The following is a 12,731-nucleotide window of genomic DNA, read 5'->3' as shown; positions in this document are numbered from 1 at the left end:
TTGGCGAGATCTTAATCGCCCGCGGAACGTCCTGTGCTCGCAGTGGCATCAGTCATATCAAAGACGGCAGCATTATCCTGGATTTCGCGCAGGCCTTTATATGAGGGGTGGCGGAGACTGCCCTCGCGCGTCCAGCCGCGAAACTCGATTTCGGCGATGAGGGTCGGCTGGGAAAAGACAAGGCGTTTTCCTTTCAGCGGCACAACAGGTTTTTTCGTTTGAAGACGGTTCAACGTCTTGCGCAAATCCTCCGCCTCCGTTCGATTGAACCCCGTGCCGACCGATCCGACATAAATCCAGCCTTGACCCTTGCGACCCGCAAGCAGAAGACTGCCGAGCCCGCCGCGGGTGCTGGCGGATTCCTCGTACCCGACGATCATGAAACTATCGCTCTGAACGCACTTGATCTTCTGCCAGTCCCCGAGACGACCACTTCGGTAAGGGCTGTCCCTGCGCTTGGCAATGATGCCTTCCAGGCCCAGATGGCAGGCGTGCTCAAGCAGTTCCTCGCCAGCCAAATGCAGGTCTTGCGAGAACCGAATGGCACCATTGTCGGTCTCGGGAATCAGATCCTGCAGAAGATGACGGCGGACCGAGAGCTCGGTGCGCGTCAGCTCGTGACCATCGAGGTATAACAGATCGAAGGCGCAGAAGACGGATTCGGTTGAGATCCGCTTGCCGCCTCTGCCGCCGAGCGAGCGCTGCAACGCTCCAAAGTCGGACCGCCCCTGTTCATCGAGTACGACGGCTTCTCCGTCGAGAATGCAGCTCGTTACACCGAGCTCTCTTGCGCCTGCGGCGATAGTCGGGAATTGGTGGGTCCAGTCATGGCCGCCGCGGGTGAGGATGCGAATGCTCCTTGGCTCGATGTGGATCGCCAATCGGTAGCCGTCCCACTTCACCTCATAGAGCCAATCCGGCCCTTGCGGCACCGTTTGCTTCAGCAACGCCAGGCAGGGCTCCACTCTGGACGGCATTGCATCGAACGGCAGGCTTGGCTGGTCGGGATCACGCCGGCGGACAGGTCGAGATTGTATCGACGAACTGGACTCGCGAAGGAGGGGGGCGGAGCGTTGCCGTGGTCTGGTCATTTCTCAATGCCTGCCGGATCGGTTCTCGGCATCGACGGATTTGCGCAGGGCTTCCATGATGTTGACGACGTTGCTGGGAGCCGTCTCTGCCTTTTCCCTGCCCTTCGACTTTACCCTGACAGGTTTCTTCATCAGTTTCTTCTTGGCCTCGATGATGTCGAGCAGCCTATCCTGCACGGGGTCGGAGGCCATCTTCGGGTTCCAATGCTGCGTCTGCTTCTTGATCAGCTGCTGAACCAGCGGCATCATTTGGCTGTCCGCCGGTTGATCATCCACCCGCTCGAAGTAGCTCTCCGCGTCGCGCACTTCGTCACCGTATCGCAGGGTCCAAAGGACGATCCCCTTGCCGCGTGGCTCCAGCATGACGGCGCGCTCGCGGCGCGCAATCACCAGCCGGGAGATGCCCACCATGTCCTCAGCCGCCATCGCATCGCGGATCACCGAGAATGCCTCCTGGCCGACCGGATCGTCGGGTGAAAGATAGTAGGGCGTGTCGAGCCAGATCCATTCGACGCTGTTGCGGGGCGTAAACACTCCGATATCGATCGTCTTGGTGCTTTCAAGCGCAACGTTCTCCAGCTCCTCGTCTTCGAGTAAGACGTATTCGTTCTCACCGCGCTGATAGGCTTTCACTTCGTCTTCATCTTTCACGTCCTTGCCCGTGACGGCATCGACATAATGGCTGACGACGCGGTTTTGAGTTGTGCGATTGAGCGTGTGAAAGCGCACCTTCTCGTTTTCGGAGGTGGCCGGCATCATCTGCACCGGGCAGGTGACGAGCGATAGCTTCAGATACCCTTTCCAATATGGCCGGATCGCCATGGCAACCTCCGATCACCCGGCCCGGCGCTGGTGAGCGCCGCCGGGGCTGCGAGATTTCGGCGCCGATGCGCTTGCGGCCTTCTGCCTGCTCTTGCCGGCATTGGCATTTGCGGCGGTACGCTTCGTCTTTGCTGGGGTCGTCATGCCGGCGCTCTCACGCAGTGCCTGTAACAGGTCGTTCGGTTTCGCAGCCGGCGCGGCCTTTTTCTTCGGAAGAGTGCGGCCTTCGATTTTTGCCTTCACCAGTTCGGCGACGGCCGCTTCGTAACGGTCGTCGAATTCCTTCGGATCGAACTCGCCCTTCTTGGTGTTGATGATGTGCTTGGCAAGCTCCAGCATCTCGCCTTCGATCTTGAGATCCGGCATCTCCTCGAAAGCCTTCTCGGAGGAGCGGACTTCATAGTCGAAGTTCAAAGTGGAGCCGACCAGCCCTTTGCCAAGGGGGCGGATGAGAAGCGTCCGCAAACGCCGAAACAGCACCGTCCGGGCGATGGCCGCGACCTTGGCCTTCTTCATGCCATCCCTCAGAAGCTTGAAAGCGTCGCTGCCCATGGTGTCGGGGGCCAGATAATAAGGCTTGTCGAAATAGACGTCGTCGACCTCGTCCCAAGGAATAAACGCCTCCACCTTCAGCGTTTTGTCGCTTTCGGGAACGGCGGCGGCGACCTCCTCGGGCTCGAGGACAACGTAGCGGCCATCTTCGATCTCGAAACCTTTGACCTGGTCCTCGCGTTCGACCGGATCGCCGGTCTCACCGTCCACGAATTCTCGGCGCACCCGATTGCCGGTCTTCCTGTTCAGCGTGTGAAACGCAATCCGCTCGGATGTGGAGGCGGCGGTGTAGAGCGCCACGGGGAAAGCGACCTCCCCGAACTTGATAAAGCCTTTCCAATTCGCTCTCGGGGCAACCATTTCGCACGCGCTCCCTGCCGCAACCAGTGCGAGTCAACCGAAATCACTTTACGATTGGTTCCGAATCAAAACGAATCAAATTTCAATAGCTTAGCCAAAATGATTCACGCGCTTTCCGAGTCTCGGTCATCCCCTTGAATCTGATCGATCTTTTTCACGCCGGCTGCTTTATACGACGGGAACAACAAGGAGATAGGCAGCCTGAGGAGCAGTTTTGATCCTCGACTGCTCAATCGACGCGTCGTCCTTCGTCATCGAACACATGCAGATATTGTGGCGGGAAGGCGACGTTGACCTTCGGCCCGGCCTTCAGCGCTTCGCGATCCAATGTGAAGATCTTGAAGGGCAGGCCGTGCAGGGCCAGGTGCAGGATAATGCCGAAGCCGGTGGGCTCGACGAGCTCCACATCGGTGGCAAGCCCCGCCCCGTCATTCGTCATCAGCACATGCTCCGGCCGGATGCCGAGCGTCACCTTGGCTCCATCCGCCAGCGGCAGCGGCTTTGCAAGCGGCACGATCGTACCGTCCTTCAGCCTCACACCACCTGCTTCATAGGTCGCGTCGAGGAAATTCATCCCCGGCGAGCCGATAAAGCCGGCGACGAATAGGTTGGCGGGGCGGTCGTAGAGTTCCAGGGGGCTGCCGACCTGCTGGACGACGCCGCCATGCATGGCGACGATCCGGTCGGCCAGCGTCATCGCCTCGATCTGGTCATGGGTGACATAGATCGAGGTCGCCTTCAGCTCCCCATGCAGTTTCTTGATTTCGGCGCGCATCTGTTCGCGCAGGCGCGCATCGAGATTGGACAGCGGCTCGTCGAACAGGAAAGCCTTCGGCTGGCGGACGATGGCGCGGCCCATGGCGACGCGCTGGCGCTGGCCGCCGGACAGCGCCTTCGGCCGTCGTTCGAGCAACGGATCGAGGCCGAGCTTGGCCGCGGCGGCGGAGACGGCGCTGGCGATCTTCTCCTTCGCCGTTTTCCGGAGCCTCAGGCTGTAGCTCATGTTGCCGGCGACGTTCATATGCGGATAGAGCGCGTAGGACTGGAACACCATGGCGATGTCGCGATCCCTGGGATGCCGTTCGTTCACTCTGGCGCCGGCAATGCGGATTTCACCTGATGTGACATCTTCGAGCCCGGCGATCATGCGCAACAGCGTGGACTTGCCGCAGCCGGAGGGACCGACCAGCACGACGAATTCGCCGTCCCGGATCTCAAGGTCGACGCCGTGCAGCACCTGCACATGGCCATAGGCTTTGCGGATATTCTGGATATCGATCGATGCCATTTGTTTAACCCTTGACCGCGCCGGCCGTCAGGCCCTGGACGAGATAACGCTGGATGAGCAGGAAGAAGAGGCCGGCCGGAATGAGCGCCATGACGCCCGCCGCCATCATCTGCCCGAAATCCACCGAGAATTTCGAAACGAAGGTGAGAAGCCCGACCGGGAAGGTCGCCGCGTCGTTGCCGTTGATCAGCATCAGCGCAAAGAGCAACTCGCTCCAGGCGGCCGTGAAGACGAAGCCGAGCGTCGCGGCGATGCCGGGCAGCGTCAGCGGCAGAATGATCTGGCGGAAGGCGGTGAACTGCGTGGCCCCGTCGATCATCGCCGCCTCTTCCAAATCCCTGGGGATGCCGTCGAAGAAGGACTGCATCAGGAAGGTGGCGAAGGGCACGTTGAAGGCGGTGTAGACGATGACCAGCCCGGTCAGGCTGTTGGTCAGATGTAAGGGCGACAGGATCTTGAAGATCGGCGCGACCAGCATGACGAGCGGAAACATCTGGGTCAGCAGCATCAGCGCGACGATCCAGTATTTCGCCCGGAAATTGAAGCGCGACAGGGCATAGCCGGAGAGCGAGGCGCAGACCGTCACGGTCACTGCCGTCGAGGCCGAAACGATCAGACTGTTCTTGAAGAAGGTCGGAAAGGCGCTGTGCTGCAGCACGAAGGCATAATGATCCCAGCTCGTGCGCGACGGCCACATGCGCACGCCCTCGCTATAGAGCAGGTCGTTCGGCGTCACCGAGACCTTGAGCAGCCAGAACAGCGGGAAGAGCGCGAAGGCGATGTAGCAGAGGATCGCCAGGCGGTGCGCGATGGTGGGAAGGATGGATCGTCTCATGGTCTCAATCCTTGTTCAGCAGCGTCTGCCTGAGCAGGATGATCAGCATCGAATAGGCAAGCAGCAGCACCAGCAGGACCAGCGCGATCGCCGAGGCATAACCGAAATCGAGCCGCTTGAACGCGGTCGTGAAGATGTAGCTCGCGACGATTTGCGTCCGGTCGGCCGGCCCGCCATTGGTCATGACGACGATGAGATCGGCGAAATTGGAGATCCAGACAGTGCGCAGAAGCACTGTGATGGCGATGGTCGGCGCCAGAAACGGCAGGGTGATCGAGCGGAAGCGCTGGAACCAGCCGGCGCCGTCGATCGACGCCGCCTCATAGAGATCGCGCGGGATCGCCTGCAGGGCCGCCAGCAGCGTGATGGCGAAGAAGGGAATGCCCCACCAGACATTGGCGATGATCGGCCCCCACATCGCATAATTGGGATCGGACAGGATATTGCCCGGCTCATGCATCAGCCCGAGGGCGAAAAGCCAGTGCGGGATCGGTCCGATAACAGGATTGAACAGCCAGGCCCAGTTGAGGCCGGCGAGAAAGGACGGCACGGCCCACGGCAGGAAGACCAGCGCCTGGGCGATCGCCCTGCCCTTAAACGGCTTGTCGAGCAGCAGCGCCAGGATGAGCCCGAAGACGAACTGCAGGACCACGGAGGCGCCGGTCCACCAGAGCGTGTTCCTGAGCGCGCCGTAGAAGGCTGCATCCGTAGAAAGCTCGCGGAAATGATCGAGCCCGATGAAGCCGCCGGAAAAGGGATTGAGCAGCTGGATATCGCGGAAGGCGTAGGAGACACCCAATGTCAGCGGCACCAGCATCACCGCGATGATCAGGATCAGTGACGGGGCGCTGTAGAGATAGGGCTCCGAAGCATCGGCAAGACGACGCAGCCACGGCCTGCGGTCGCGACGCATGTCGAGCATATCGGCGGAAATGGTCATCAGTGCGTAATTTCCATTGTCTACCCGGTTGAGAATTCTCGCGCGGCTGATGCTTCTGAAAACTGGGCGGCTGCGGCCCCCTCATCCGACCCTTCGGGCCACCTTCTCGGGAGAAGCGATGGAGAGGTCGCGGCACATTCCCTTCTCCCCACCGGGGAGAAGGTGCCGGCAGGCGGATGAGGGGGCTGCAGCCGCCCCCTTCCCCGCTACTTCTTGCTCAAAAACTTCTGCTGCGCCTTGGTCAGATAGTCCGCCCACTGGTCCGCCAGATCCTTCGCCGAGATGTCGCCGAGCAGGGCCTGCTGCGAGGTCTTGATCGCCAGCGAATCCTTGAAGAAGGCGAACTCCTCGAGGTAGGTCGGCATGACAGTCGGCACCGTGTTCGGGTCCGCCAGCTCTTCGAACCAGCCCTTGAACTGGTCACCGGCATAGAAGGGATCCTTCTCGGCCGACGTATAGGCCGGCAGGGCGCCGATGCGCTTGTTCCACTCGAGATTGCCTTCCGGCCCTTCGAGTGTTGCGATCAGCTTCCAGGACAGGTCCTTGTTTGCGCTCGTCGAAAACATCGACCAGCCGCCGTAACCGATGGTCGGGAAGGACTTGCCGTCAGGCCCTTTCGGCAGCGGCGCAACGCCGAAATCCTCCTTCTTCATGCGCTCGGCAATGGCGATCAGCGCATCCGGATCCTGGTCGAGGAAGGCGCAGGTGCCGGAATAGAAGCCGGCGACGACTTCGTTGAAGCCCCAGTTGACGCTGTCCTTCGGCGCATAGCCCTTCTTGTAGAGATCGACCATCCATTCGATGCCCTTGGCCCAGCCGGGGCTGTTCATCGTCGAGGTGCCGTCTTCGTTGAAGTATTTGTTCGAGCCGGCCATCGAGGCGGCGAAGATCATCCAGCCGTTGAGGCCGCCCGGCCCGCCGCGCATGCAGTAGCCGTATTTGCCCGGCAGCTTCGAGACTTTTTCGGACGCGGCAGTGAATTCGTCCAGCGTCTTCGGCGGCTCGGCGACACCAGCTTCCGAGAGCAGCTTCTTGTTGTAGAACATCGCCCTCAAATAGAAGCCGTAGGGCAGCATATAGGCGGTGTTCTTGACGTCGCGGCCGAGTTCGAGGGCGCGCGGCGTCAGCTCCTTGGTGTGCTCCCACTTTTCGAGATAGGGCTCGAGGCTTTCGAGCATGCCGTTATTGGCATAGAGCGACAGCCAGGTATCGGGCATTTCCATCACGTCGGGCACGTCGCCGGCCGACACCATCGTGGCGAACTTCTGGAAGGCTTCGTTCCAGGGCAGCGAGATGATGTCGACCTTGGTGCCGGGATTGGCGGCCTCGAACTTGCCGACGATCGATTTCAGCGTTTCGGTGCGCTCCGGGCTGGTGATGACTTCGACCAGCTTCAGCGTCGTGTCGGCAAAGGCCGTGCCCGCCATCAGCGAAGCAAAGAGCGTCGAGATTATTAGTTTTTTCATGCTCAGTTCCCCCTTTTCGGTTTCTCTCGGGTTTCAGGATTGCGAGGCGGCGAGCGCCTCCTCGATGTCCCTCCACAGCGCCTCGGTTCCTTCGAGGCCGACATGGAGGCGTACGGATCGCGCATGGATGCCGAAGGTTTGCGCGGAATTCGGCTGTGCCTTCTGCTGCAGCACCACCTCGCCCGGTACGATCAGGCTTTCGTGCCCACCCCAGCTTACACCCAATTTGAAGAGCTTGAGGTGATCGGCGAAGGCGCGGATATCGACGCCTTCGCGAAAGATGAAGGAAAACAGGCCCGAGGTGCCGTTGAGCCCGGCCGGCAGGCGGTTGGCGAGGCCGGGATGGCAAACCGTCTCCACCACCTCGAGCCGCTGCAGGCGCCTGGCGATTTCCAGCGCCGACGCCTCATGCGCCTTCATGCGCAGCGGCAGCGTGCGCAGGCCGCGGATCAGCAGCCAAGCGTCGAAGGGCGAAAGCTTGCCGCCGAGATAGGGATAGGCCTCGGCCTTGATGCGGGCGATCATCTCCTTCGAGCCGGCGACGATCCCCGCCACCACATCGCTGTGGCCGCCGAGATATTTCGAGGCCGAATGGATGACGAGATCGACGCCGAGCGTCAGCGGCCGCTGGAAGAACGGGCTCGCCCAGCTGTTGTCGATCATCGAGACGACGCCGCGGCGCTTGGCCAGCGCTGCGAGCGCGCCGACGTCATGCGCCTCCATCACCCAGCTCGTCGGGCTTTCCAGGTACAACAGCTTAGCGCCGGGCAGCGCTCTGGCGACCGCCTCCTCGTCGCGCCCGTCGACATAGGTCACTTCGATCTTCATGCGCTTCAGGATGCTGCCGAACAGGCGGAAGGCATCAGGATATACATGTTTGACGGCGACGATGCGGTCGCCCGGCTCGACGAAGCTCAAAACACTCGACGAGATCGCCGCCATGCCGCTGGCAAAACCCAGCGCATCCTCCGCACCTTCGAGCTTGGCCAGCATTTCCTCGAAGGCGCGCACCGTCGGGTTCAGCCCGCGCGTATAGGTCGGCCGCACCTTCTCGCCACGATAGACGGCAATCATCTCGTCATAATCGGAAAAGGTGAAAAGCGATGTCTGGAAGATCGGCGGTACGACGGCATCGGCGAAGTTGCCGTCGTCATGCGCGGTGATGATGGAGACAAAATCGAACGGGTCAGCGCCGCTGCTCATTTGGACATTTCCTTGATGTCTTCCTCGACGATATCGAGAATTTTCAACGTTTCGGCGCGCGCCGCCTCGGCATCTCCGGCAGCGATCGCGTTGAAAAGTGTGCGGTGAAAGGGAAAGGACCGGCGGGCGAAATCTTGCCGGTCGAAGGGGTGCTCCCAGAAGCGCTCGAAAGTCTCGCGCATCTGCTCGAGCAGCTGGCGAAACAGCGGATTGTGGGTGGCGTCGTAGACGGCGAGATGGAAAGCGAGATCCTCCGGCCCGGAGGTACCCTTCTCCAGATGCACCCGCTCCATCGCGTTGAGTTTCTCCTCGATCACGACGAGATCCTTTTTCGTGCGCCGCCTGGCTGCGACCATGCCCGCCTCGCATTCGATGCCGCGGCGCACTTCGAGCGTCTGCAGCAGTGCGTCGCGCAGATGCGCCGCATCAAAGGACAGCGGCATATGGATCGTTGCCCGGGACACCGGCTTCAGCAGATAGGTGCCGCTGCCCTTGCGCGTCTCGATGACGCCGAGCGCCTGAAAATGGCGGATCGCCTCGCGAATGGTCGAACGCCCGACGGCAAGTGCGGCCATCAGCTCACGCTCGGCCGGCAGCCGGTCACCCGCCTGCAGGCGCGCGTCTTCGACATAATCCGCCAGCGCATCTGTCACCTGACGTGCGCGGTCGATCGCCGGAAGCGGCCGGATCACCGGCCTGTCGCTACGATTTGCCTTCATGGTTCCCCATTTTCTTCTCAGGCAGTCAGATCTAAAATTGGTCTGACATCTTAGCATTTCGCAAAGTTGGGAAGGCGTCAAGGGCTGTTTCGCCGCGACCTCGTCGGGGCAAGACCCGGCACCGGCTTTACGCGCGGCTTGTTCCTCTTGCGCCCGACCGGGCTCTGCCGGATGATGATCATTCGATCGACGGAACGGGTGGGAAATGGCGGCGGATCGGATCAGGGCACTTGATGGCATCAGGGCAATCGCCATCTTTGGAGTGTTCTACACGCATTTCGTCGACGATAATTCCTTGCTCGGTGATCTGGCGGTGCGAACGTTCTTCGTTCTGAGCGCTTTCCTGATCACCGGCAACCTGATCGAGTTGCGTGATGCCAAGGGGTTCACCTACCTTGCGGCGCTGCAAAATTTCTACGCGCGAAGGGCGGCAAGGCTTCTGCCTACCTATTACGCCCTGCTCCTGGGGCTTGCCGCGCTCGACCTGGTCACGATCCAGGACGGGCTTTTTTATCACCTCGCATTTCTGTCGAATATCTGGTTCGCAATGGGCATGAATTGGAACCCGTGGGTGCTTGCCCACACCTGGACCTTGTCCGTCGAATGGCAGTTCTATCTCATCTGGCCGCTCATCGTCCTGAGCTGCACAAATAGATTGGTGGCGCTGGCGGCCGGAGGCGCCATCGCCATTGCGGTGGCATTCTGGCTCGCCTGCTTTGTGACCGGTTATTACGCCGAGCAAGTGGTCTTGTGGCCGCCCTTCTCGTTTGATGCGCTCGGCGTCGGAGCCTTGGCGTTCTTCTTTTCGGGCGTGCTGGCACGGCCGTCTCGAATGCGCCTGATTGCAGTAATCCTGCCAACAGCGCTGTGGGGTGCACTGCAACTCGTTGAGACAAGCGACCCTAGGCTGCTCGTCGTCGTCAAGTTCCTCCTGCAAGCTCTTCCGCTTCTGCCGATGGCAATCCTGATTGCCGTAACGGCATCAGGTACCAGCCCGGTTCTCGATCGTATTCTCGGCTTCCGGCCCTTGGCCTATCTCGGCCGCATCAGCTACGGGTGTTATCTCTACCACTTTCCGATGCTCTGGCTAATGATGCAGATTCTGTGGTGGGTGTTCGATTATCCGCTGGAGCGGGGATTCATCGAACTGGTCGTCGTCGCGATCCCCACGATCGCTTTTTCCGCTTTGAGCTGGGAAATGATCGAACGGCCGATCCAGAAATGGCGAACCGGCAGCCACCAAAAGGCGGCGCAGGCCAAAAAGGCCGCATGAGTTCAGGTATCTCTCACTGAAGCGATGGGGTTGCTCCCAGGCTCCGAATCGTCAGCGGCCAGATCGTTCAAGAGCGCATCAGCATAACGGCGGGCATTGTGTCCTCGATCATGCCATGAGATGCTCCGAAGGGTTGTGGCAGCATAGGCTGTAAAACATGCGCGACTATCTGAAAAGCCAGGACTTTCATCGGCATATGCGTTTGCTGCTGGCGTCGCGATTTCAGACCGGCCTGTCGCTACGATTTGCCTTCATGGTTCCCCAATTTTCATCCAGGCAGTCGTTGAATTGGTCTGACATCTTAGCATTTCGCAGACGATGACAGCCGTCAAGTCGGCGACGTAATGCCGGCCCTTCACTTCCTTTTGTCTGCCAGAAACGCGCACGTACCTTCATTCTCGGAGACAATCTTCGCTGCCCTCGCAGGCGGACTGACCGTAATTCCGAAACAGGGTGTGCAATTTTCCGTCTGCCTGAAGGCAGTGGTCGGCCGTCTAGCGGATACGTCCGATCCGCGACAGCAGAATGGCCGGCAGAATGCCGATCAGCACAATGGCGAGCGCGGCAATCGAGGCCTCCTCGTAAGTGCCTCTCGCAGCCTCTCCATAAAGATGCGTTGCGAAAGTCTCGACATTGAGTGGCCGCAGGAGGAGCGTCGCCGGCAGCTCCTTCACACAATCGACGAAGACCAGCAGGGCGGCAGCCGAGATTGCCGCCTTCGAGAGTGGCAAATGCACGTATCTCAGCGTGCCTGCGTTAGATTGGCCCAGCGAACGCGAAGCATGATCAAGCGACAGGGAAATGCGCGAGAGACCGGCTTCTATGCCGCCGGCGGAGATGGCCAGAAACCGCACGATAAGCGCATATATGACGGCAGTACCCGATCCCATTAGGAGCAGGCCAGTCGACACGCCAAACAAGGAAAGCGCGGCGCGATCGATAAACTGATCGAGTCCGGCAAGGACGGTTAGCACGCCGATGGCGACCACGGTCCCGGGAGCAGCATAGCCCATCGTGGAACAGCGAAGGAGCCAGGAGGACGGCTGGCCCGGGCGCAGGCGGGTCGCGTAGGCAGCGAAAAGCCCAAGGATGACGATCGCGGTTGTCGCCAGGGTGGCGATAACAAGCGTATTCACGGCCTCATCGATGATGCGAGGGGATATGCCGGCGAACCGATAGCGTTTTGCCGCTTCGATCAAGAGATAGAGCGCGGGCGCGGCGAAGCCCAGGATGACCGGCAGAAGACCGCCGAGAAACAGCAGCATGCCCTTTCCGAAGGATACCCGCCGCGGTTGGAAACGCCGCATCCGCCGTACATCGATCGAGTAGCGCTGCTTGCGTCGCGCCCATCGCTCGACCGCAACAATCGCGACGACGATGAGAAGAAGGGCAAGCGCGATCTGCGACGCTCCCGATAAATCGGAGCGGGTGATCCAGGTCGTGTAGATGGAAACGGTTATCGTCCGGACACCGAGGAATTCGGCGGCGCCGATATCGTTCAACGTTTCCATCAGAGCAAGGCTGATACCCACGGCAACAGCCGGGCGCGCGAGCGGCAGGGCGATCCGCCAGAAGACCGCGCGGCGAGATGTGCCGAGCGTGCGTGCGGCGTCGACGAGATTACCGGATTGGGTCAGGAACATCGCGCGGGTCGGGATGTAGACATAGGGGTAGAGCACGATTCCGAGAAGCAGGATGCAGCCGGCCATGGAACGGACGTCCGGAAGGCGAAACTGGCGCGGGCTCTCGTAGCCGAGCAGCCAGCGCACGGCATCCTGCACCGGACCGATCGGATGCAGTATATCCAGATAGGCATAGGCGACGATATAGGTCGGAACGGCAAGCGGCAGAAGCAACATCCATTCCAGAGCACGCCTGCCGGGAAAATCATAGGCCGTCACCAGCCATGCCGTCGTCGTGCCGACCACGGCAGTGATGACCCCGACGCCGGCAAGGAGGATGACGGTGTCGAGAAACGCGACCGGAAGGATGGTCGAGAAAAGATGTCCCCAAAGACCAGCCGAGCCCTTCGAGGCTTCGACAAGCAATCCCCCGATCGGCAGAATGGCAATGAGGGCGATCGTAACACCAATTGCCAGCCATGCGCTGCCAGGGCGCTTTGCAGAGCGGGCGGGCGCCTGGCTGGGAAACATCACTCGATCCATTCTCGGGAAGGAAGGCG

At 60.7% G+C, this 12,731-nt stretch carries 11 protein-coding genes; 1 reads left to right on the top strand and 10 read right to left on the bottom strand.

Annotation, left to right across the window (positions count from 1 at the left end):
* Positions 1–11 precede the first annotated feature (11 nt).
* From ligD to MHI61_RS05805, 9 genes are all read right to left on the bottom strand, one after another.
* Positions 12–1,091 carry a non-homologous end-joining DNA ligase gene (gene ligD / locus MHI61_RS05845; protein WP_239789580.1) on the bottom strand — a complete coding sequence of 360 codons (1,080 nt, stop codon included), beginning with the start codon at positions 1,089–1,091 and terminating at the stop codon, positions 12–14.
* A gap of 3 nt (positions 1,092–1,094) precedes the next feature.
* Positions 1,095–1,913, bottom strand: a complete 819-nt coding sequence (locus MHI61_RS05840) for a Ku protein (RefSeq protein ID WP_239789579.1) — start codon at positions 1,911–1,913, stop codon at positions 1,095–1,097.
* A 12-nt stretch (positions 1,914–1,925) separates the two neighbouring features.
* Positions 1,926–2,825 carry a Ku protein gene (locus MHI61_RS05835; protein WP_239789578.1) on the bottom strand — a complete coding sequence of 300 codons (900 nt, stop codon included), beginning with the start codon at positions 2,823–2,825 and terminating at the stop codon, positions 1,926–1,928.
* 229 nt (positions 2,826–3,054) lie between these two features.
* Positions 3,055–4,113: a sn-glycerol-3-phosphate ABC transporter ATP-binding protein UgpC gene (gene ugpC / locus MHI61_RS05830; protein ID WP_239789577.1), complete on the bottom strand. Its 1,059-nt coding sequence runs from the start codon at positions 4,111–4,113 to the stop codon at positions 3,055–3,057.
* Positions 4,114–4,117: 4 nt separating this feature from the next.
* On the bottom strand, positions 4,118–4,948 hold the full coding sequence (locus MHI61_RS05825) for a carbohydrate ABC transporter permease (RefSeq protein ID WP_183843764.1): 831 nt from the start codon (positions 4,946–4,948) through the stop codon (positions 4,118–4,120).
* A 4-nt stretch (positions 4,949–4,952) separates the two neighbouring features.
* Positions 4,953–5,888 (bottom strand): sugar ABC transporter permease, encoded by a 936-nt coding sequence (locus MHI61_RS05820; RefSeq protein WP_239789576.1) that lies wholly within the window; start codon positions 5,886–5,888, stop codon positions 4,953–4,955.
* A 206-nt stretch (positions 5,889–6,094) separates the two neighbouring features.
* A complete protein-coding gene (locus MHI61_RS05815) occupies positions 6,095–7,354 on the bottom strand; it encodes a sugar ABC transporter substrate-binding protein (RefSeq protein WP_239789575.1) in 1,260 nt (419 codons plus the stop codon).
* Between the two features lie 33 nt (positions 7,355–7,387).
* Positions 7,388–8,557, bottom strand: coding sequence for a PLP-dependent transferase (locus MHI61_RS05810; protein ID WP_239789574.1), 1,170 nt, complete (start codon positions 8,555–8,557; stop codon positions 7,388–7,390).
* A complete protein-coding gene (locus tag MHI61_RS05805) occupies positions 8,554–9,276 on the bottom strand; it encodes a FadR/GntR family transcriptional regulator (protein WP_239789573.1) in 723 nt (240 codons plus the stop codon). Before MHI61_RS05805 ends, MHI61_RS05810 begins: the two co-directional genes overlap by 4 nt.
* Positions 9,277–9,481: 205 nt before the next feature.
* Between MHI61_RS05805 and MHI61_RS05800 the strand changes: the two genes are divergently transcribed.
* A complete protein-coding gene (locus MHI61_RS05800; protein ID WP_239789572.1) occupies positions 9,482–10,549 on the top strand; it encodes an acyltransferase in 1,068 nt (355 codons plus the stop codon).
* Positions 10,550–11,043: 494 nt separating this feature from the next.
* On the opposite strand, the gene MHI61_RS05795 is transcribed toward MHI61_RS05800, so the two are convergent.
* Positions 11,044–12,702: an iron ABC transporter permease gene (locus MHI61_RS05795; RefSeq protein WP_239789571.1), complete on the bottom strand. Its 1,659-nt coding sequence runs from the start codon at positions 12,700–12,702 to the stop codon at positions 11,044–11,046.
* Between the last annotated feature and the right edge of the window lie 29 nt (positions 12,703–12,731).

Source organism: Rhizobium sp. K102, assembly GCF_022385315.1.
Lineage (GTDB): Bacteria > Pseudomonadota > Alphaproteobacteria > Rhizobiales > Rhizobiaceae > Rhizobium > Rhizobium croatiense.
The sequence above is the reverse complement of the archived record's forward strand: the minus strand, read 5'-3'. Positions and strand labels throughout refer to the sequence as shown.